This window comes from Streptomyces sp. NPDC047880 (assembly GCF_040706515.1).
Classification (GTDB): domain Bacteria; phylum Actinomycetota; class Actinomycetes; order Streptomycetales; family Streptomycetaceae; genus Streptomyces.
On record NZ_JBEZOK010000002.1, the window covers coordinates 416,708 to 437,276 of the forward strand.

The window sequence follows — 20,569 nt, forward strand, 5'->3', positions numbered from 1 at the left end:
ATCTGACGTCTTGTCAGCTGACGCTGCATCAGTTTTACTGTCATGCGCGCAGCATCGGCGGATTTTGTGGTTCCGCCTAGTGGGGTGCGGCTTGATCCTTGTAGGCGGGTGCGGGTTGTCCGTGGGTTCCCGCGCGTTTCCCGCGCCCACGCGGCGGAGCCGCACATCGATACAGCCCCGCGCCCCTGAGGGGCGATTGCTCTACAGCAAGTCTTCGAGTCGCTCGGCGAGCAGGTCCCAGCGCCACTTCTCCTCGACCCACTCCCTGCCCCGCTCGCCCATCCTGCGGCGCAGCTCGGCGTCGGCGAGGAGGGCGGTGATGCGGTCGGCTGCCTCCTCCGGGGAGCCGCCGCGCACCACCCAGCCCGTTTCGCCGTCCAGGACCGCGTCCGGGGCGCCGCCCGAGTCGCCGGCGACGACCGGGAGGCCCGTCGCGGAGGCCTCCAGGTAGACGATGCCGAGACCCTCGACGTCGAGGCCGCCGCGGCGGGTGCGGCACGGCATCGCGAAGACGTCGCCGGCGCCGTAGTGGGCGGGCAGCTCCGACCAGGGCACTGCGCCGGTGAAGCGGACGGCGGAGGCGACGCCGGTCTCGTGCGCGAGCCGCCGCAGGTCCTGCTCGTAGGGGCCGCCGCCGACGATCAGCAGGACGGTGCCGGGCTCGGCGGCCAGGATGCGGGGCATGGCCCGGATCAGCGTGTCCTGCCCCTTGCGCCGTACCAGCCGGGAGACGCACACCACCACCGGGCGGTCCGTCAGGCCCAGCCGGGCCCGGACCTCGTCGCCGCCCGAGCCGGGGTGGAAGGTCTTCTCGTCGACGCCGGGCGGCAACTGTGCCATCCGGGCGGCCGCCTCGGGTGTCAGGGCGGAGGCGATGCGTGAGCGGGTGTACTCGCCGAGGTAGGTGATCGTGTCCGTGGCGTCGCCGATCCGGCGCAGCAACTGCCGGGCGGCGGGCAGCTGCGCCCAGCCGGCCTCGTGGCCGTGCGTGGTGGCGACCAGCCGCTCGGCGCCCGCCGCGCGCAGGGCCGGCGCCATCAGGCCGAGCGGGGCGGCCGCACCGAACCACACCGAGGTGCAGCCGTGCTCCCGCAGCAGACCGACGGCCCGCCGGGTGGCACCCGGCGTCGGCAGCAGCATGGTCGTACGGTCCCGTACGACGGTGAAGGGCTGCTCGGCGTCGAAGGCACGGGTGGCCTCGACGCCCTCCCTGCTCCGCTTCCAGGTCGAGGCGTAGACGACCAGCTGCTGCGGGTCCAGCCGCAGCGCCATGTTGTGCAGAAACGCCTGGATGCCCCCGGGACGGGGCGGAAAGTCGTTCGTCACGATCAGGGTCTTGCGCACGCCGCCGACCCTATCCAACCGCCCTCACCGCCGTCCCCGGCGGCAGGTGTGGCACGCTCACAGCTGACGGGCCCATCATGGCCCCCTCAACACGGCACGCGGACGGGCAGGGATCAGGTGAAGACGACGGGCACGAGGCGGTCCCTGGCATGGCTGCCGGTGGCCTGGTGTCTCACGAGGCTGTTGCTGCTGCTGTTCGTCCTGAAGGTGTACGTCTTCCCGGGCCCGGACGTCACGAGCGACGTCCACGTGATCTACCAGGGCTGGTATCACGTCCTGAGCAGCGGGACCTTCCCCCTGGCCGACGTCACCTGGCAGTACCCGCCCGCCGCCGCCCTGGCGATCCTCTCCCCCGGCCTGCTGCCCTTCCTGGACTACCCGACGGCGTTCTTCGTGCTGGTCTGCGTCACCGACCTGGCCGTGCTGGCCCTCATGGCCTGCGCGGGACGCCGTCCGGGCCGGTCGCTGCGCGGTGCCTGGGTGTGGGTGATCGGCGTGCCGCTGCTCGGGCCGACGGTGTACGCCCGCTACGACGTGATGGTCACGGCGGTGGCCATGGCCGCGCTGCTCGCGGGCGCCCGGCACCCGAGGGCCATGGGGGCCCTGGCCGCCTTCGGCGCGCTGCTGAAGGTCTGGCCGGCGATGCTGCTCCTGGCTGCCCGCCGCCGCAGCGCCTGGGTGTCGGCCCTGGTGACCGGCGTCGCCGTGACCGGCGCGTTCGCCCTGGCCATGCCCGGCGCGTTCGCCTTCCTGACGTTCCAGCGCGACCGGGGCACCGAGGTGGAGTCGCTGGGCGCGCTGGTCTTCCATGTCGCCCGGCACTTCGGCTGGCAGGGCGAGGTGCGGCTGAACTACGGCTCGATCGAGTTCCTCGGGCCGTACGTGAGCGAGGTGAGCACCGGCGCGCTGTTCCTGACGGGAGCGGCTTTCGGCTGGCTGGTGTTGTGGCGGCTGCTGGCGCGGCGCTTCGAGGAGCACACGCTCGCCGACGCGGCGTTCGTGGCGGTGCTGATGTTCACCACCACCAGCCGGGTGATCAGCCCGCAGTACATGGTGTGGCTGGTGGGGCTCGCGGCGGTGTGCCTGTACTTCCCCGGCAGCCGGATGCGGCTGCCGGTCGTCCTGGTGCTGGTCGCGTGCTTCGTGACGGTGCTGGAGTTCCCGTTCTGGTTCGCCGACGTGGTGGCGAGCAGCGGCCTCGGCATCACCCTGCTGTTCCTGCGCAACGGCCTGCTGGTGGCCGCCGCCCTGATCGCGGCCCGGGCCCTGTGGCGGGCGACCGTACCGCCCGTCACACCGCCGGCCCCGGTGCCCCCTCAGCCGACCCGTGCCGGCGAGACCCCCGTCTCCTCCTGAGCCGGGGCCCACCGGAACAGCACCCCCGCCAGGGCGCACTGCACCGCCGTCGCGAGCGCCGGCGCCAGGCACACCCCGGGCAGCCCGAGCCCCGTCAGTGCGTACGCGAGCGCCAGCTGGACCGCCGTTCCGAGGACCGTGACGCGCAGCAGCACCGAGGCGCCTCCGCTGCCCTCGAAGACCCCGCCGAGCGCGATCAGGCCCGCCAGCAGCACGAGGTAGGGCCCGACGCAGTGCAGGAACAGCACTCCCTCGTGCGTGACCGCGGTCCCGGCACCGAAGGCGGCCATGATCCAGGGGGCGCCGGCGGCCAGCAGCACGGCGGCGGTGAGGCCGAGCGCCGCGGAGAGGAGCACGGCCTGCCGCCCGATCGCCCGCCGCGCGTCCCGCCCCGCCCCGCGCAGATGGGCGGTGTGGATGGCGGCCGCCTGGCGGACGGCGTAGAAGGCCATGGTCGCCACGTACAGGGCCTTGTAGGCGATCGCGTACGCGGCCACCGCCGTCACGCCGAGCCGCGCCACGATCGCGACCAGGACCAGGGCGCCCGTCTGCCGCACGGTGAAGTCGGCGGACATCGGCAGGCCGGTCGTCAGCGTCCGGCGCAACGAGACGGCCAGGGTCTCTGAGAGCGCAGGCCGACTTAGGGCGCAGGCCGACTGAGGGCGCAGGCCGACTGAGAGCGCAGGCCGACTGAGGGCGCAGGCCGAGTGGGAGCCCGGGCCGGGCAAGGGTGCGGGTGCGGGCGGCCCGGCTCCGGGACGCCCCACCGCTGCCGGTCCCGTCGGGCCCAGCCGATCAAGGACACCGGGTGGGGCAAGCCGGGCCCGGCCCCGGGCCGGGTAAGGGTGCGGATGCGGGCGGCCCGGCTCCGGGACGCCCCACCGCTGCCGATCCCGTCGGGCCCGGCCGATCAAGGACACCGGAGTCAGCCCAGCCGGTCCCGCAGATACGCCCGCCACTCCTGCGTGAAGGCCCCGGGAGTCGTCCCCAGCACCTCCCGCATCGCGTCCTCCACCGCCCCGGCCCGCTCCCGGTGTTCCCCGACGGCCTGGTAGAACGCGCCGAGCCGGGCCTCGCCCCAGCGGTCGGCGATCAGCCGGCAGGCCGTCCAGCCGCTCTCGTAGGAGCGGGCGAGGCGGCTCGCGTCGCCGGTGAAGCCGAAGTCCTCGTCGTCCGGGAGCGCGGTGGGGACCCGGTCCTCCCGTACGGCCCGGGACAGTTCGGGCGCGGCCTCGGCGGGGGTGCGGCCCGCGGCCCGGTAGCCGACCCAGTCGGCGTACCCCTCGGACAGCCACAGGGGTGTGGCGGCGGTGGTGCGGGCGCGGGTGGCGACATGGGTGGTCTCGTGGGTGACGACGACCTGCTCGCCCAGACCGCCGAGGAGCGCGAACGCGTCCGGATTGATGATGATCCGGTCCGCCGGCGCCCGGTCCCGTGCGCCCGTCTCACCGGTGGTGACCGCCGCGATCCCGCGGTAGGAGGAGGCCGGTGAGCCGAGCAGCCCTGCCATCCCCTCCACCGACTTCGGCACGAGCAAGACGACCCGCCGGCTCCAGTCCGTACCCCACGCCTCCGACACGGCCGGCACCGCCCGGTCGGCCAGGTCCGCGAAGTCCCGCAGCGACCGCCCGGACTGCCCGGTGCCGAGCACGAGACTGTGCCGCCCGCGGACGAGTTGCACCGCCCCCTGGTCCCACAGCTGCTGCGCGGACTTCTTCGCGGGCCGGTCGGCGGTCACGGACCACCGCCCGTCCGCGTCCCGGTGCAGCCGCAGGGTGCGCCCGGCCGTCACCGGCGCCCGGTCGTACCCGGCGACGCGGTAGCGCAGTTCGGCGTCGGCGGTGGCCGTGTCGCCGGTGCGGTGCAGTGCGGTCACCCGGTACGACCAGGCGGCCACGGGCACCGCGCGCAGCCTGGCGAAATCCGCTCCGCTGCCCGTCCGTTCGAAGGCCCGCCCGTCACGGTCGAGGACCGCGGCGGCCCGCCGGTCGAGGAGGCGCTGGACTTCGGCCGTGGCGCTGTCGGCCGCGGACCGCCCGCCGCACCCCGTCAGGACGGCGAGCAGCACGACGAGCGCCACCAGCGCGGCCCCAGTGCCGCGGCAGACAACGGCACCAGACCTTCGACCAGCCACGTTCCCGATCGTACGGGCGCCGGCCCGTGCCGGTCAGACCCTGGTGACCGAGGAGACCGGCATCATCCCGACCGGGTCGTAGCGCACGGGCGCGCCGGGGTAGGGCGCGTGGATGACCTGGCCGTTGCCCATGTACATCCCGACGTGGCTGGCGTCGCCCCGGTAGACGACCAGGTCGCCGGGGCGCGCCTCGGACAGCGGGACCTGCCGGCCGGCGTACCGCTGGGCCTGCGAGGTGCGCGGCAGGGAGACCCCGGCCTGCGCGTACGACCACTGCATCAGGCCCGAACAGTCGAAGCCGGAGGGCCCGTTGGCGCCCCAGACGTAGGGCTTGCCGAGCGCGCTGCGGGCGGCGGCGACGGCGGCGGACCCGCGTCCCGAGGCCGCGGTGGCGCCGCCGAGGCCGGGCAGGCCCGGGCGGCCGGTGCGGGAGGCACGGTCGTAGGCGTCGCGCTCGGCGTCCGGCAGGGAGTCGAGCAGGCGCCGGGCCGCGGCGAGTTTCCGCTCGACGGTCTTCTTGTGGACGGCGACGGCCTTGCGGCTCTTCTCCAGTTCGCGGAGCTTCCCGGCGGTCTCCTCGCGATCCTGGGCGAGTTCGCGCAGGGCGTCCTGGAGCTTCTTGAGCTCACCGGTCTGGCGGGCGGTGAGGCGGTCGAGCCGGGACGCGTGGTCGAGGTAGTCGTCCGGGTCGTCGGAGAGCAGCAGGGCGAGGGACGGGTCGGTTCCGCCCGAGCGGTACTGGGCACCGGCCAGCGAACCGAGCGAGTCCCGCATGGTGTTGACGCGCTGCTGCTGGCGGGCGACGCGGTCCCGGGCGGCGCCGACCTCGTCGCGCAGCCCGTCGGCGCGCTCGTCGGCCGCGTTGTACGCCTCGGTCGCCTTCTCGGCCTGCTCGAAGAGCCGGTCCATCGTGGCCCGGGTGTCGTCGTGCGGTGCGGCGCCGGCCGGTACCGCGCCCAGGGCGGCGGCCGCGACGGACAGGATGCTGACGGCGGCACCGGCGCCCCGGTCGAAACCGGACGGTGCAAGGCGGCGATGGGACCCCACGGGAAACCGCTCTCCTTCCGCTGGCGGACTTGGAACGCGGCAGACAGTAGCCCCGCAGCCGGGGGTCGCCAACGACCATCCGTGGGTGTGCAGCGGTGCTCCCCGCCGCTGACGCAGGTCAATGGCGGGGCGTGGGCTCACTCGGAGCTGTCGTGATTCGCCCGGACGGCGGACACGGTGTCCCGGGCCGGCCGGGCCCGGAACCGGTCGTCAGACCCGGACGCCGAACATGAACGGGCCGCCGATGGTGCTCATCGACTCGTAGCGGACGACCGTGCCGGTGCGCGGGGCGTGGATGATCTGCCCGTTGCCGGCGTAGAGCCCGACGTGGTGCAGGTCGTTGAAGAAGAAGACCAGGTCCCCGACCTTGAGCTGGCTGGTCGAGTAGATCTTGGTGCCGATCGTGGACTGGGCCTCGGAGGTGCGCGGGATCTGGATGCCGGCGGAGGCGTAGGCCCGGGAGGTGAGGCCGGAGCAGTCGAAGGAGCTCATGCCGGTGGCGCCGTAGACATAGGGCTTGCCGAGCTGGCTCTGGGCGAAGGCGAAGGCGGCCGCTGCGCGGCCGGAGCCGGGCGGGACGTTCACGTCGAGGGCGTCGCGCTCGCTGGCCCGGCTGGCGCGGCTCTGCTCGGCGGCGAGTTCGGCCTTCTCGGCGGCGGTGAGGCTGTTGAGCAGCTTCTGCGCGGAGGAGAGCTTGCCCTGGACTTCCTTCTTCTTCTTGCCGAGTTCGGTCCGGGTGGAGGCGAGGTCCTTGAGCTTCTCGGAGGCCTCGGCGCGCTCCTGGGCGAGTTCGCGCTGCTTCTCCTGGACCTTCTTCAGCGCCTCGACCTGCTGACTGCTCAACTGGTCGAGCGTGGAGGCCTTGTCGAGGTAGTCCTCGGGGTTCGCGGAGAGGAACAGCTGCACCGAGGGGTCGATGGAGCCGGTGCGGTACTGCGACGCGGCGGCGAGGCCCAGGCTGTCGCGGAGCTCGTTGAGCTCCTCCTGCCCGCGGGCGACGTTGTCCTGGATGGTGGAGATCTCCTTCTGGAGCTTCTCCTGCTTCTCCTTGGCGCCGTTGTACTTCTCGGTGGCCTGCTCGGCCTCCTCGTAGAGCTTGTCGACCTTGGCCTTGACCTCGTCCTTGCTCGGCTTCTCACTGGGGGCCGCGTTGGCGGCCTGCGAGCTGAAGGCGACGGCAGCGGCGGCGGCGGTGGTCAGCACGGTCACACGTGCGCGGCTGGGCTGCTTAGGACGACGGTGGGACGCCACGGGTGAAAAGCTCCTTCTGGCCCCTCCGCCGTCTCTCCCGATGAGTGATCACCCGAGCGGAGGTTCGGCCCGACCCTAGTGACCTTCCTGTGATCAGTTCAAATCCTCAGATGAAAAATTGCATCACGGTAGGCCATCTTTTCCCCTGGACTCACAGGCGGTGAGACCCACTTGACTCACCGTGGCCCACAGGTCTCACCAATCCGGGCATCACGCCCGGAGGTTACACAGCGGGCGTACGCCCTCTAGGCGCGCGAAAGGCGCTTGAGCAGCATGGCCGAGGCCACCGGGCGGGCACCGGCCCGGGCCACCCCGTCGGCGACCTCTCGGTCGGTGGACGCCACGATGACCGGGCGCCCCGGCGGTTCGGCGCGCACCAGTTGGCGGATGAGCTCGTCGGCGGTGACGCCCGGCTTCGAGAACAGCACGCGCACGCCGCGCGGCGGGGCCAGCAGGACCGGCGCGACGAGCTCGGCGCCGTCGAAGACGCAGGTCACCTCGGCGCCGCTCTGCGCGGCCAGTTGGGAGAGCTGCCCGAGCAGCCTCAGGCGCTGCTTCTCCAGGGGCATCTGCGGATATCCCGTCTTGGTGACGTTGTAACCGTCGACGACGAGATGAGCCTGGGGCAGTGCCAGCAACTGGTCGAGAACCTGCGGGTCGTTCTCGGACAGGGCGCGGGCGGCGATGTCCTTCGGGGTCATCCGGCCCGGCTCGACGGCGTCCACCGTCTCGGCGGGGCGCACCGACACCGGCGGCAGGGCCAGTTCGCGGCGGAGCCCCTGGGTGGCGTCCAGGAGGGTGTCCAGCAGCAGCCGTACCCGCATGTCCTCGACGCTGCGGCCCTCGCGGGCGGCCCGGCGTGCGGCTTCCAGGGCGGCCTCGGTCTCACTCAGCCGGGACTTGAGCCGCCGGGTCTCGCTCTCGGCGGCGGACACCTGGGCGTGCCCCTCGGCCCGGACGGCGTCGATCTCGCCGTGTGCCTTGCGCAGGGCGGCCTCGCCGCGCTTCACGTCGCTGAGGGCGGCGCGCAGCTTGCGGTGCAGCGTCTCGGTTTCCTTCTTGGCCGATTCCAGCTCCGCGCGCAGCCGCTCGGTCTCGGCCCGGGTGTCGTCACGGGCCCGTTCGAGGTCCGCGCGCAGCCGCTCCAGTTCGGCCCGGTTCTCCTCGTCGGCGCGTTCGGCGTCGGCCCGCTGGGCCTCCTCGCCGGCGGCGGCCACCAGCTTCACCCAGCCGGGTGGCCGCAGCACGTAGGCCGCGGCCGCCACATCGAGCGGGTCCGCGGCCGGGGGCGGGGAGCCTGAGTCGAGAGCGCCGGTCAGCTCCGGCTGGGCCTCTCTCAGCTTCTCCCCGATGCGCTGGCGGAACAGCGGATCGGTCTCCAGCGCGGCAGCCATCGCGTTGCCGGCGAACTTGGCCCGGCGGTTCGGCGCGAACCGGGCGTACTGCCTGAGCTGCGCGGGCAGCTCGCCGACCGTCAGCGAGCCGAAGCCGTCGGAGACGATCTGCACCACTCTGCGGCGCACGCCGTCGGGCAGCGGACGGTCGAGCACCTCGGCGGCGCCGTCGCCCGGCCCCCCGCCTGTGGTCTCCACCATCCGTCACACCCCAATGCTGTGCGGAGCCCTCCCCCGCTCTCGACCTCGCTCGAGCGGAGGGACCCCATCGTCAGGAGCCGGAGCCCGGCCTGTCCACGAGTTCCACCTGGTCCACCGCGTTACACCAGCGGCAGCGCACCGACTCGATGGTCTCACTGACCACCTCGCGCTCCTCGACCTTCGGCTCTCCGGCCAGGTCGAGGTGGACGTACTCGACGACCTTCGACGAGCGGGTCACGTCGAACCTCGTGAGGTTGCCGCAGAGGGTGCAGCGCCACCGCGTCTCGGCGGTCGGCAGGGGAACCGTCATCGTGACCTGTTCTCTTTCCTTCTAGTGTCCGTGACGCGACCGGCATCCCCGGTGCGTGTGGCTCGTAACCCTACGGCCTGGCGGCTCCTCGCCGCCCGCGCGTCCACGGCGGCGAGGCGGTCTGCACGGTTGCGTCCGGTTACGTCATGCTCTGTGTTCATGATCAGCAAGTGGAGTGCGTCGCTCGTCCGGGCCGGCCGATCGGTGAGGGGGTCGTCGGCGCCGGTGACTCACACCCTGATCGCCCTGTGCTGCCTGGCCTTCCTGGCCGGACCCGCCTCGGGACTGAACCCGGCGTACGGCACGGGCGACGAGCTGCTCGCCGTGCAGCGGGCCTACTTCCGGCGCTGGGGCGTGATTCCCGCAGAACTGTTCGACGGGTCCGCAGGCGCGGCCCTCACCCCCGCGACGGCGCTCTTCGTCCACGGCAGCTGGGTGCACCTGCTCGGCAACATGCTCTTCCTCTACGTCTTCGGGGCGATGACCGAGGAGCGGATGGGCCGGGTGCAGTTCACCCTGTTCTACGTCGGCTGTGGCTATCTGGCCCTGCTGGGCTACGCCGTCGCCAACGCGGACTCCGAGCAGTCCCTGGTCGGTGCCTCAGGGGCGATCTCGGCGGTCCTCGGTGCGTTCCTGTACCTGTTTCCCCGTGCCCGGGTGACCAGTCTCCTGCCGTTCCTGTTCTTCCTGCCGGTGCGCTTCCCGGCGTGGGTCGTGCTGCCGTTCTGGGCGGCGCTGCAGTGGCTGGCGGCGGGGCGGGCCTCGGACGGGCCGGGGGTGGCCTACCTGGCCCACCTGATCGGCTTCGGTCTGGGCTTCGGCTACGCGTCGGTCCGCTACGGCCGCCCCACCGGCCCCACTAGAGTGAGGGCCGCCCCTGCACCGGCTCCCGAGGGAGAGAACCAGCCGTGATCACCGCGATCGTCCTGATCAAGACCAGCGTGGACCGGATCCCCGAGATCGCCGAGTCGATCGCGGCGCTGGACAGCGTCAGCGAGGTCTTCTCCGTCACCGGCACCTACGACCTGATCGCGATGGTCCGGGTGCGCGAGCACGAGGACCTCGCGGAGGTCATCCCCGGCCGGATCAGCAAGATCCCCGGGGTGGAGGGGACGGACACGCACGTGGCGTTCCGCACGTACTCGCAGCACGACCTGGAGGCGGCGTTCTCGATCGGCCTGGACAACTAGGGTCTGCCGTCAGGATCACGCCGCGGACGCGTGGGGCCGGCACCGGACAGCACCGCTACTTTCCTGCGGCCTGATCCGAACGACGGACCCCGGCCCCCGCCGCCGGGGCCCACGCCCCGGCGGCGGGGGCCGGATCAGGCGGAGGTGTCCGGCACGCAGCGGCCGTCCTCGGTGCGGTACTTCCACTTCGCCCCGTCCGTCACGAGCTCCTGCACCGCCCGCACGAACCGCTCCACGTGCTCGTCGGGGGTGCCCGCGCCGAAGCTGACCCGGATGGCGTTGAGCGACTTCTCCCCGGCTGCGGCCTCGGGCGACCCGCACTCGCCCTGCGCCTGCGGGTCGCTGCCGAGCAGCGTGCGCAGCAGCGGGTGGGCGCAGAACAGCCCGTCCCGCACGCCGATGCCGTACTCGGCGGACAGGGCGGCGGCGAAGTGGGAGCTGTTCCAGCCCTCGACGACGAAGGAGAGCACGCCCACGCGCGGCGCGTCGTCCCCGAAGAGGGACAGGAACCGCACCTCGGGGACGCCGGCGAGGCCCTCGCGCACCGTGCGGACCAGGTGCTGCTCACGGGCGACGAGGGTGTCGAAGCCCGCTTCGGTCAGCGCCTTGCAGGCCGAGGCGACGGCGTAGGCGCCGATGACGTTGGGCGAGCCGGCCTCGTGGCGCGCGGCGCCGTCGTGCCACTCCACGTCCACTCCCCCGTCCTGGCGCCGGCTGACCTTGCGGCTGGCGCCGCCGCCCGCGAGGTACGGCTCGGCCGCGCGCAGCCAGTCGGCCCGCCCGGCCAGGACACCGGAGCCGAAGGGCGCGTACAGCTTGTGCCCGGAGAAGGCGACCCAGTCGACGTCGAGGTCCGTGACGGAGACGGGGTGGTGCGGGGCCAGCTGGGCGGCGTCGAGCACGATCCGCGCGCCGTGGGCGTGCGCGGCCGCGGCGAGCTCCCGCACGGGCCACAGCTCGCCGGTGACGTTGGAGGCGCCGGTGACACAGACGAGGGCCGGTCCGTAGGGGTCCCGGTCGGCGAGGGCGCGCTCCAGGGTCTCGACGGCCTGCCGGGGGCTGCTCGGGGCGTCCAGGTAGGTGACCTGCGCGTTCCGCCACGGCAGCAGGGAGGCGTGGTGCTCGCTCTCGTAGACGAAGACCTGGCAGCCGGCGGGGAGCGCGGCGGCGAGGAGGTTGAGGGAGTCGGTGGTCGACCGGGTGAACACGACCTGGTCGTCCGCGCGGCAGCCGAGGAACTCGGCGACGGTCCGGCGGGCGTTCTCGAACAGGTCGGTCGACAGCTGGGACAGATATCCGGCACCGCGGTGCACGCTGCCGTAGTACGGCGCGTAGGCGGCGACGTCGTCCCAGACCCGCTGGAGCGCCGGGGCGCTGGCGGCGTAGTCGAGCGCGGCGTAGGTGACCTCACCGCCGGTCACGAGCGGCACGGTGACATCTCGCCCCAGAACGGGCAGCGGGGCACAAACGGACTGGTCGGCGGCAAGGGTGGAGACGGACATGACGGAACTCCCGTGAAGGCAGGTGGAATCCGCCCGCGAGCGCGCACGGCTCGAGCGGGGGTGAAAGGAGAAAAGGGGATGCGGAGGCGGGGCTCTGCGGCCCTATCGCATTCGCTGGTTCACGGAAGACTCCTCGTCACGCGCTTGCCGCAGACCTCGCTGCCTGCGGCCCGGTCTTCACCCGGGGCACCCCGCCACGGACGGAGGGTTGCCGGACAGTCGGCCGGGGCCTCATGACTGTCACTCATGACCTGTTCAGGAACGTACGCGAAAAGATCGGCGCCCCGCAACCCGAGTCCGGATCGCGGGACGCCGTACGGGATCCGCTACGCGTTGCTCGCGGCCACCCAGCGCTCCAGCGTGCGCTTGGCCGCCCCCGAGTCGATCGACTCGGCCGCCTTCGTCATCGCGGCGCGGATCTGCTCGGCCAGGGGCGCGGCCGTGGGCTTCAGGGCCACCAGGGCCGCGGCCGAGTTCAGCAGCACCGCCTCGCGGACCGGGCCTCTCTCGCCGTCCAGCAGGCGGCGGGCGACCTCGGCGTTGTAGGAGGCGTCGGCACCGCGCAGCGCCTCCACGGGGACCAGTTCGAGGCCCACGTCACGCGGGTCGAAGGCCTCCTCGGTGACCTTGCCGTCCCGGACGATCCACACCCGGGAGGTCGCCGTGGTGGTCAGTTCGTCGAGGCCGTCGTCGCCCCGGAAGACCAGGGACGAGTTGCCGCGCTCGGCGAAGACGCCCGCGACGATCGGCGCCATGCGAGGGTCCGCCACCCCGACGGCCTGGGCGCGGACCCGGGCCGGGTTGGTGAGCGGGCCGAGGGCGTTGAACACCGTGCGGATGCCCAACTGGCCGCGGGCGGCGCCCGCGTGCCGCAGCGCCGGGTGGAACTTCACCGCGAAGCAGAAGGTGATCCCGGCCTCCTCGGCGACCTGTGTGACCCGGTGCAGGGGCAGCTCCAGGTTGACGCCGAGCTTCTCCAGCACGTCGGAGGCCCCGGACGCCGAGGACGCGGCCCGGTTGCCGTGCTTGACGACCTTCGCCCCGGTGCCGGCGACCACGATCGAGGACATCGTGGAGATGTTGACCGTCTTCGCGCCGTCGCCGCCGGTGCCGACGATGTCGACCGTCGCGCCGGGCACCTCGATCACGTTGGCGTGCGCGTACATCGTGCGGACCAGGCCGTTGATCTCCTCGACGGTCTCGCCCTTGGCCCGCAGGGCCACGACGAACCCGGCGATCTGCGCCTCGGTCGCCTCGCCGCGCATGATCCGGTCCATCGCCCAGGCGGTGTCGTCCGCGCTCAGGTGCCTGCCGTCCAGCAGGCCGTTCAGCAGCAGGGGCCAGGAGCGGCCCGCCGCGGTGTCGCCTCCAGCGGGGGTCACAGCGCTCATAAGCCGCTCCAGGGTCAGGCGTCCCGCACCACGGGACGAGATTCTCAACGGGGTCCACCCTATCCAGCCCGGGGCAGGGCGAAGGGCCCCGTCCGATCATCGGACGGGACCCTTCTGTGGCGTGGCGAAGCAGTGATCAGTGGTGGCCGTGGCCGCTCGTGATCTCCCGGTACTCCTCGGCGGTGGGCTTCGGGATCTGGGAACCCTCGCCGTAGTAGGCGTCGCTGAGCTTGGCGCGCAGCTTCTCGGAACCCTTCACCTTGCGCTCGACACCGTTCTCGTCGACCGTCGGGCCGATCTCGGCCGGCTTGTACTGCTCGTGCGCCGTGAGCGTGTACATCTGCTCCTGGCTGAGCGGCTCGTGCACCTCGATGAACTCACCGTGCGGCAGGCGCTTGATGATGCCCGACTCGCGGCCGTGCAGCACCTTCTCCTTGTCCCGGCGCTGCAGGCCGAGGCAGATGCGCTTGGTGACGACGAAGGCGAGGACCGGGCCGAGGAAGAACCCGATCCGGACGAACCAGGTCACCGAGTTGATCGACAGGTGGAAGTGCGTGGCGACGATGTCGTTGCCACCGCCGATCAGCATGATGATGTAGCCGGTGACCCAGGCGACACCCACACCGGTGCGGGTCGGGGCGTTGCGCGGCCGGTCCAGGATGTGGTGCTCGCGCTTGTCCCCGGTGACCCAGGACTCGATGAACGGGTACAGGGCGATGATCGCGAGGAAGACACCGAAGAGCACCAGCGGGATGAACACGCCCAGGACGAGCGTGTGACCCCAGAAGTTGATCTCCCAGCCCGGCATCGCCCGGATCAGACCCTCGGCGAAGCCCATGTACCAGTCGGGCTGGGCACCGGTCGACACCTGGTCGGGCCGGTACGGGCCGAGGACCCAGATCGGGTTGATCGTCGCGATGCCGGCGAGGGCCGCGATGGCGCCGAAGACCAGGAAGAAGAAGCCTCCGGCCTTGGCCATGTAGACCGGCAGCAGCGGCATGCCGACGACGTTCTTGTTGGTCCGGCCGGGACCCGCGAACTGGGTGTGCTTGTGGTAGAAGACCAGGATCAGGTGGCCGACCACGAGCCCGAGCATGATGCCCGGCAGCAGCAGGATGTGGATCGAGTAGAACCGGGCGACGAAGTCGGTACCCGGGAACTCCCCGCCGAACAGGAACATCGAGATGTACGTGCCCACGATCGGCACGGACAGGATCGCGCCCTGCGTGAAGCGGACACCGGTGCCGGAGAGCAGGTCGTCCGGGAGCGAGTAGCCGGTGAAGCCGGTGAACATGCCCAGGACGAACAGCAGGAAGCCGAACAGCCAGTTGATCTCGCGCGGCTTGCGGAACGCGCCGGTGAAGAAGACGCGCATCATGTGCACGAACATGCCGGCGAGGAAGATGATCGCCGCCCAGTGGTGGATCTGCCGGATGAGCAGACCGCCGCGGACGTCGAAGCTGATGTCCAGGGTGGAGGCGAACGCCTCCGACATCAGCTGCCCCTGGAGCGGGACGTAACTGCCGTGGTACTCCACCTCGTTCATCGACGGGTGGAAGAACAGCGTCAGGTACACACCCGTGAGGATGATGATGATGAAGCTGTAGAGGCAGATCTCACCGAGCATGAAGGACCAGTGGTCCGGGAAGATCTTGCGCATGTTGGCCTTGGCCAGGGAGTAGATCCCGAGGCGGCCGTCGGCCCAGTCGGCGACCCGCTCACCCGCGGGTGCCTTGCGGCGTGTCTGTGCAGTGCTCATCCGCGCTCCCAGAAAGCAGGGCCGACGGGCTCTTCGAAGTCGCCGAGCGCCTCGAGGTAGCCCTCGTCGTTCACGCCGATGCGGAGCTGCGGCAGGGCGTGACCGGCGGGACCGAAGATCACTCGGGCACCGTCGGAGAGGTCGAAGGTGGACTGGTGGCAGGGGCAGAGCACGTGGTGCGTCTGCTGCTCGTACAGGGAGATCGGGCAGCCGACGTGGGTGCAGATCTTCGAGTACGCGACGATGCCCTGGTGCGACCACTCGAGCTCGCGCTTGTCCTTGATGTCCTCCGGCTGGATCCGGACGATCATCAGGGCGGCCTTGGCGATCTCGTTCTGGAAGTCGTGGTCGTGCTCCTCCAGGCCCTCGGGCTTGGCGAAGGTCAGCGAACCGACCGCGACATCGGACGGACGCAGCGGCTCGTTGGTGTTCATGTTGACGAGCAGCTTGCCCTTGGACCACAGCGTGTGGCGGAGCTTGGTGCCGGGCAGCGGACCGAGGTCACGCAGCAGCACGACGCCGGAGAGCGGCACCAGCGTGAGCGCGCCGAGCATCGTGTTGCGGATCAGCTTGCGGCGGCCGAGCGCGGACTCCTTGGCGCCCTGCTTGAAGTCGGCGAAGACCTTCTCGCGGACCTCGGGCGACGCCTCGATCGGGTGCCGCTCGTCGGCGACCTCCACGTCGGACATCAGGGTGCGCGCCCAGTGGACGGCGCCCGCGCCGATGCAGAACAGCGCGATGCCGAGCGACAGGCCCAGCGCGAAGTTCAGCGCGCTGATGTGCCCCAGCGGGAAGATGAAGACCGCCTTGTCGACCGGGATCGCCACGAAGGAGGCGATGAAGGCGACGGTGGCCAGCATCGACACCGTGAACAGCAGGGCGACCGCACGCTCGGACCGCTTGGCGGCCCGCTCGTCGATGTCCTGGATCCGGTGCTCGTGAGGCGGCAGGCCCGGGTCGGCGAACGGGTTCTTGTCGTCCGCGACGCTCACCGCGCCGTGCCCGTGCTCGTCATGTCCTGCGGACTGCGCGGCAGGCAGGTTCTCTTCTGGAATGTCTTGGCTACTCATGACTTCTTGGCCTTTGCGGTCCGGGCGGCGACCCACACGGCGACGGCGATCAGACCGCCGAGACCGAAGATCCAGCCGAACAGGCCCTCGCTGACCGGCCCGAGGCCACCCAGTTCGAGGCCGCCGGGGCTCTCGGTCTTTTCGCTGTTGACCGCGTCGAGGTACGCGATGATGTCCTTCTTGTTCTTCTCCGACAGCGTGGTGTCGGGGAAGGACGGCATGTTCTGCGGGCCGGTCTGCATGGCCTCGTAGATGTGCTTCGGGGAGACGCCCTCGAGGGTCGGCGCGTACTTGCCGTGCGTCAGCGCGCCGCCCTTGCCGGTGAAGTTGTGGCACTGCGCGCAGTTGGTGCGGAACAGCTCACCGCCCTTGGCGATGTCGGCACCCTCGGGGCCGTACTGCTCCTCCGTCGGGACGGACGGACCGGCACCCAGCGAGGCGATGAACGCCGCGAGCTGGTCGATCTCGGCCTGCGAGTAGATGTTCTTCTTCGCCGGGACCTGGGGGCCCTGGGAGGTGGCGGCCGGCATACGGCCGGTGCCCACCTGGAAGTCGACGGCCGCGGCGCCCACACCCACCAGGCTGGGCCCGTCGGAGGTGCCCTGACCGCCGGTGCCGTGGCAACTGGCGCAGCCGACCGAGTAGAGCTTCTTGCCCTCCTCGATGGTGAGGGACTGGGCGGTTTCGTCGGCCTGCGCCTTGTCCGCGGGTGCGAACACGGCGTACAGCCCCCCGGTGCATGCCAGCGCGAGGAGTAGGACGACGAGCGCCGCCAACGGGTGGCGTCGTCGTGCGGAGAGCTTTTTCACGGATTACCCCGGTGTCAGGATCTTCTGCGTCGATGCTTCTGGGATGCGCGCTTCGTCGAGCACGCGCGGATGCGGGCCCTGCTACTTGATCATGTAGATCGTGGCGAAGAGACCGATCCAGACGACATCGACGAAGTGCCAGTAGTAGGACACGACGATCGCGGCCGTCGCCTGCTCGTGGGTGAACCTACTGGCCGCGTAGGTCCGGCCCAGGACCAGCAGGAAGGCGATGAGACCGCCCGTCACGTGCAGGCCGTGGAAGCCGGTGGTCAGGTAGAACACCGAGCCGTACGGGTCGGAGGACAGGGACAGGCCCGCGTCCTTGACCAGCTCCGTGTACTCGAAGACCTGACCGCCGATGAAGATCGCACCCATCACGAACGTGACGATGAACCACATCCGGAGCTTCTTCACGTCACCGCGCTCGGCGGCGAAGACGCCGAGCTGGCAGGTGAGCGAGGAGAGCACCAGGATGGTGGTGTTCGTCGCCGAGAACGGGAAGTTGAGATGGGCAGCCATCTCCTTCCAGTGATCGGGACCCGTCACCGATCGCAGGGTGAAGTACATCGCGAAGAGGGCCGCGAAGAACATCAGCTCGGAACTCAGCCAGATGATGGTTCCGACGCTGGTGAGGTTCGGCCGATTGACCGACGGGTGCGCGTGCCCGGTTTCTACTGTCGTTGCTGTCGCCACGACCGACATTATGTCGGTCGCTTATCCCGCCCTCACTCCGGGGGGTGCCGTTCGGAGTGTCTTCACCGGTCGTACCGGTGTTGACGTGGTGTTCAAGGGAGTAGCATCCGGCCCAACGGGCCTGTCCTTACGACGTTGACGTCACGGAGGAACAATGCAGCCGACCGCCACGGTGCTGGTCTACAGCGACGACTCCAACACCCGAGAGCAGGTGCGGCTCGCCACGGGCCGGAGGCCGGCCCCGGACGTCCCCCTGGTGGAGTTCGTGGAGTGTGCGACTCCCGCCGCGGTGCTGACGGAGCTGGACCGGGGTGGGGTCGACGTCTGTGTGCTGGACGGCGAGGCCGTGCCGATGGGGGGCATGGGCCTCTGCCGGCAGATCAAGGACGAGGTGTTCAGCTGTCCGCCGGTACTGCTGCTGATCGGACGGCCTCAGGATGCGTGGCTGGCGACCTGGAGCCGGGCGGAGGCGGCGGTGACGCTGCCGGTGGAGCCGGTGGAGTTCGCCTCCGCGCTGGCTTCTCTGTTGCGGGACAAGGCGGCTTTGAACGCCTGAGGGCTCGGTTCTCGTTGTCGTCTTCCGGCGGCTGCGGGCGCGTGGGGGTTGTTCGCGCAGTTCCCCGCGCCCCCGAAGGACGTGCCCCTGAAGGACGTGCCCGTGAGGGCGTCTAGACGCTCTGGGGCCTCAGGCGGGCCCGGTCGGCGTCCGTGGGGCCGTCGGGGGTGCCGCCCAGGAGGGCGCTGCCGGTGCGCCACTTCGCCCAGTCGAGGTTCCAGTCGCCGTAGCCGTTGCCGAACGGGGCCATCATGTCTCCGCCGGAGTTCACGACCTTGACGATGTCGCCCTCGCGGACGGTGTCGTAGAACCAGGCGGCGTTCTCGGTGCTCATGCCGGTGCAGCCGTGGCTGACGTTGGCGGAGCCCTGGGAGCCGACGGACCAGGGGGCGGCGTGGACGTACTCGCCGCTGTTGGTGACGCGCACGGAGTGGTGGACGACCAGGTCGTAGAAGTCCGAGGAGCCGATGCTCGCGCTGGTCATACGGACGGTGCCCTCCTTGGCGAGGACGACCTTGACGCCGTTGCGGGTGTCGTAGCCGGGCTTGCCCGTGGTGACCGGTATCTGCCGGATGATCTCGTCGTTCTTGTAGACGGTCATCTGGTGGGCGGCGGCGTCCGTGACGGCTATGAGCTTGTCCGCGGTGGTGAAGGTCAGCGGCTTGGCCTTGCCGCCCCACATCCGGTCGCCGATCTTGATGCCCTGCAGATTGCTGCGGACCTGCACGGTGGCCTGGGCGGGCCAGTAGTCCTTCGGGCGGTAGTGCAGCTTCTTGTCGTCCACCCAGTGCCAGGCGCCGTCCGTGGCGGGCGTGGAGGAGACCTTCAGGGCGCGTTCCACGACGGCCCGCTGGGCCTTGTCCTTGATGGGCTGGCTCAGCTCGGCGGTGACGGGCTGGCCGACGCCGTAGGTGCCCGTCTTGGGGCCGAAGGTCACGTCCAGGCGCTTCTGGGTGGTGGGCTTGCCGGTGTCGAAGGTGACAATCTTGCGGCCGGGTGCCCCGTCCTCGTCCTCGGTGCTCACGCGGACCGTGTAGCTGGCGTTGGCGGCGAGCGGGGAGGTGCTGTGCCAGCGGCTGCCGTCGGCGGCGAGTTCGCCCGCCACGTAGCGTCCTGAGGCGTCGTGGGCCGTGACGTCGGTGATGCGCCCGTCGGAGTCCTCGACGACCTCCAGGGGCTTGTCGGGGTCGGCCTTCTCACGGCCCCCGTCGGGGGCGCTGAAGGAGATCTGGTCCGCCGCGTCGTAGGGGCGGGCGGCCAGCGGGTTGCCGTCGGAGCCGCAGGCGGTGACGCCCGCGCTGAGGGCTATCAACAGCAGCGTGCAGCTGACGACGGTGCGGGGGCGGGAGATCGCTATGTGGCTCATGACCTCACGCTAGGAACGGGCGTCAACAGCGGCACGCCGAACGACTCGTACGAGTGACACGCATTACGGCAGAAGGAAGGGGCCCGGACGCTCCTCTCGGAGTGTCCGGGCCCCTTCGGCGCTCGGCGCGTGTTACTGGGTGCGGTTCTCACCGCGGTAGTACTCGAACACCCAGCCCCAGATGCCGATCAGGATGATCGGCAGCGAGAAGTACATCAGCCACCAGCCGATGGCGACCGACAGGAAGGCGAGGGCACCGCCGATGCCCAGCGAGAGCGGCTGCCAGCTGTGCGGGCTGAAGAACCCGACCTCGCCGGCGTCGTCCGCGACATCCGCATCCTTGTCGTCCTGCGCACCGACGTCGACCCGCTTGGCCGTGAAGCCGAGGTAGAAGCCGATCATGATGCACAGGCCGAAGGCCAGGAAGAGGGCCGTGGTACCGGCCGGCTCCTTCGACCACACGCCATAGACCACAGCCATGGCGAGGACGAAGACGCTCAGCCACATGAACATCTTGCCCTGGATCTTCACTTGCCGGCCTCCTTGCCACCAGCGATGGCCTTCTCGCCGTGACCGACGTTCTCGAGCTGGTCGAGAGCGGCGATCTCCGGGTGGTGCAGGTCGAACGCCGGGGATTCACTGCGGATCCGCGGCATGGTGATGAAGTTGTGCCGCGGCGGCGGGCAGGAGGTCGCCCACTCCAGGGAGCGGCCGTAGCCCCACGGGTCGTCGACGCCGACCGGCTTGCCGTACTTGGCCGTCTTCCACACGTTGTAGAAGAACGGCAGGATCGACATGCCGAGCAGGAACGAGCTGATCGTCGAGATCGTGTTCAGCGCGGTGAAGCCGTCGGCCGCCAGGTAGTCGGCGTACCGGCGCGGCATGCCCTCGGCGCCCAGCCAGTGCTGGACCAGGAACGTGCCGTGGAAGCCGATGAACAGCGTCCAGAAGGTGATCTTACCGAGACGCTCGTCCAGCATCTTGCCGGTCCACTTCGGCCACCAGAAGTGGAAGCCGGAGAACATCGCGAACACCACGGTGCCGAAGACGACGTAGTGGAAGTGTGCCACCACGAAGTACGAGTCGGAGACGTGGAAGTCCATCGGCGGCGAGGCCAGGATGACACCGGTCAGACCACCGAAGGTGAAGGTGATCAGGAAGCCGGTCGCCCAGAGCATCGGTGTCTCGAAGGACAG

The 20,569-nt window shown here is 70.8% G+C and carries 19 protein-coding genes, 1 pseudogene and 1 riboswitch; of the genes and pseudogenes, 4 read left to right on the forward strand and 16 right to left on the reverse strand.

From position 1 onward, the window contains the following. Window positions 1–201 precede the first annotated feature (201 nt). The gene (locus tag AB0937_RS05795) at window positions 202–1,344 is read right to left on the reverse strand and encodes a glycosyltransferase family 4 protein (RefSeq protein WP_366709699.1); all 1,143 of its coding nucleotides are present in this window, start codon (window positions 1,342–1,344) and stop codon (window positions 202–204) included. 117 nt (window positions 1,345–1,461) lie between these two features. Here AB0937_RS05795 and AB0937_RS05800 point away from each other — a divergent pair, with 117 nt between their 5' ends. Further along, window positions 1,462–2,700 (forward strand): glycosyltransferase family 87 protein, encoded by a 1,239-nt coding sequence (locus AB0937_RS05800; RefSeq protein ID WP_366709700.1) that lies wholly within the window; start codon window positions 1,462–1,464, stop codon window positions 2,698–2,700. Here AB0937_RS05800 and AB0937_RS05805 read toward each other — a convergent pair. The 6 genes and pseudogenes from AB0937_RS05805 to AB0937_RS05830 all read right to left on the reverse strand — a co-directional run. Then, window positions 2,661–3,305 (reverse strand): annotated as a pseudogene (locus AB0937_RS05805) (MATE family efflux transporter); the annotation flags it as partial. The gene AB0937_RS05800 and the pseudogene AB0937_RS05805 sit on opposite strands and share 40 nt — an antisense overlap. 320 nt (window positions 3,306–3,625) lie before the next feature. Beyond that, a complete protein-coding gene (locus tag AB0937_RS05810) occupies window positions 3,626–4,834 on the reverse strand; it encodes a hypothetical protein (RefSeq protein ID WP_366709701.1) in 1,209 nt (402 codons plus the stop codon). 33 nt (window positions 4,835–4,867) lie between these two features. After that, a complete protein-coding gene (locus AB0937_RS05815) occupies window positions 4,868–5,881 on the reverse strand; it encodes an NlpC/P60 family protein (protein WP_366709702.1) in 1,014 nt (337 codons plus the stop codon). 210 nt (window positions 5,882–6,091) lie between these two features. Next, a complete protein-coding gene (locus AB0937_RS05820; RefSeq protein ID WP_366709703.1) occupies window positions 6,092–7,132 on the reverse strand; it encodes an NlpC/P60 family protein in 1,041 nt (346 codons plus the stop codon). Between the two features lie 245 nt (window positions 7,133–7,377). Then, window positions 7,378–8,727: an NYN domain-containing protein gene (locus AB0937_RS05825; RefSeq protein ID WP_366709705.1), complete on the reverse strand. Its 1,350-nt coding sequence runs from the start codon at window positions 8,725–8,727 to the stop codon at window positions 7,378–7,380. Window positions 8,728–8,797: 70 nt separating this feature from the next. Then, a complete protein-coding gene (locus AB0937_RS05830) occupies window positions 8,798–9,037 on the reverse strand; it encodes a hypothetical protein (protein ID WP_366709706.1) in 240 nt (79 codons plus the stop codon). Window positions 9,038–9,196: 159 nt separating this feature from the next. Here AB0937_RS05830 and AB0937_RS05835 point away from each other — a divergent pair, with 159 nt between their 5' ends. After that, a complete protein-coding gene (locus AB0937_RS05835; protein ID WP_366709707.1) occupies window positions 9,197–9,949 on the forward strand; it encodes a rhomboid family intramembrane serine protease in 753 nt (250 codons plus the stop codon). Then, window positions 9,946–10,227, forward strand: coding sequence for an Lrp/AsnC ligand binding domain-containing protein (locus AB0937_RS05840; RefSeq protein ID WP_107458443.1), 282 nt, complete (start codon window positions 9,946–9,948; stop codon window positions 10,225–10,227). Before AB0937_RS05835 ends, AB0937_RS05840 begins: the two co-directional genes overlap by 4 nt. A 134-nt stretch (window positions 10,228–10,361) precedes the next feature. Here the strand turns inward: AB0937_RS05840 and AB0937_RS05845 are convergent, their stop codons facing one another. The 6 genes from AB0937_RS05845 to AB0937_RS05870 all read right to left on the reverse strand — a co-directional run bounded on the left by AB0937_RS05845 (window position 10,362) and on the right by AB0937_RS05870 (window position 17,460). Then, entirely contained in the window at window positions 10,362–11,729 is a 1,368-nt protein-coding gene (locus AB0937_RS05845) for an aminotransferase class V-fold PLP-dependent enzyme (protein ID WP_366709710.1), read from the reverse strand. 135 nt (window positions 11,730–11,864) lie between these two features. After that, window positions 11,865–11,981: riboswitch (SAM riboswitch) on the reverse strand. A gap of 74 nt (window positions 11,982–12,055) precedes the next feature. Beyond that, a complete protein-coding gene (gene trpD, locus AB0937_RS05850; RefSeq protein ID WP_366709711.1) occupies window positions 12,056–13,120 on the reverse strand; it encodes an anthranilate phosphoribosyltransferase in 1,065 nt (354 codons plus the stop codon). Between the two features lie 136 nt (window positions 13,121–13,256). Further along, complete coding sequence (locus tag AB0937_RS05855; RefSeq protein WP_366709712.1) at window positions 13,257–14,879, reverse strand: cytochrome bc complex cytochrome b subunit; 1,623 nt, start codon at window positions 14,877–14,879, stop codon at window positions 13,257–13,259. Then, window positions 14,876–15,949, reverse strand: a complete 1,074-nt coding sequence (locus AB0937_RS05860; RefSeq protein ID WP_366709713.1) for a Rieske 2Fe-2S domain-containing protein — start codon at window positions 15,947–15,949, stop codon at window positions 14,876–14,878. Before AB0937_RS05860 ends, AB0937_RS05855 begins: the two co-directional genes overlap by 4 nt. Next, window positions 15,946–16,758, reverse strand: a complete 813-nt coding sequence (locus AB0937_RS05865) for a c-type cytochrome (protein ID WP_234750423.1) — start codon at window positions 16,756–16,758, stop codon at window positions 15,946–15,948. Before AB0937_RS05865 ends, AB0937_RS05860 begins: the two co-directional genes overlap by 4 nt. Window positions 16,759–16,839: 81 nt before the next feature. Continuing rightward, window positions 16,840–17,460 carry a heme-copper oxidase subunit III gene (locus tag AB0937_RS05870; protein ID WP_003989683.1) on the reverse strand — a complete coding sequence of 207 codons (621 nt, stop codon included), beginning with the start codon at window positions 17,458–17,460 and terminating at the stop codon, window positions 16,840–16,842. A gap of 145 nt (window positions 17,461–17,605) precedes the next feature. Here AB0937_RS05870 and AB0937_RS05875 point away from each other — a divergent pair, with 145 nt between their 5' ends. Then, a complete protein-coding gene (locus tag AB0937_RS05875; RefSeq protein ID WP_366709714.1) occupies window positions 17,606–18,007 on the forward strand; it encodes a hypothetical protein in 402 nt (133 codons plus the stop codon). A 112-nt stretch (window positions 18,008–18,119) separates the two neighbouring features. On the opposite strand, the gene AB0937_RS05880 is transcribed toward AB0937_RS05875, so the two are convergent. The 3 genes from AB0937_RS05880 to AB0937_RS05890 all read right to left on the reverse strand — a co-directional run. After that, window positions 18,120–19,373: an Ig-like domain-containing protein gene (locus AB0937_RS05880; RefSeq protein WP_366709715.1), complete on the reverse strand. Its 1,254-nt coding sequence runs from the start codon at window positions 19,371–19,373 to the stop codon at window positions 18,120–18,122. A gap of 132 nt (window positions 19,374–19,505) precedes the next feature. Further along, a complete protein-coding gene (locus tag AB0937_RS05885; protein ID WP_366709716.1) occupies window positions 19,506–19,904 on the reverse strand; it encodes a cytochrome c oxidase subunit 4 in 399 nt (132 codons plus the stop codon). Beyond that, window positions 19,901–20,569, reverse strand: a 669-nt coding sequence (locus tag AB0937_RS05890; protein WP_366709717.1) for a cbb3-type cytochrome c oxidase subunit I, incomplete at its 5' end; no start/stop codon positions are given. The genes AB0937_RS05885 and AB0937_RS05890, both read right to left, overlap by 4 nt.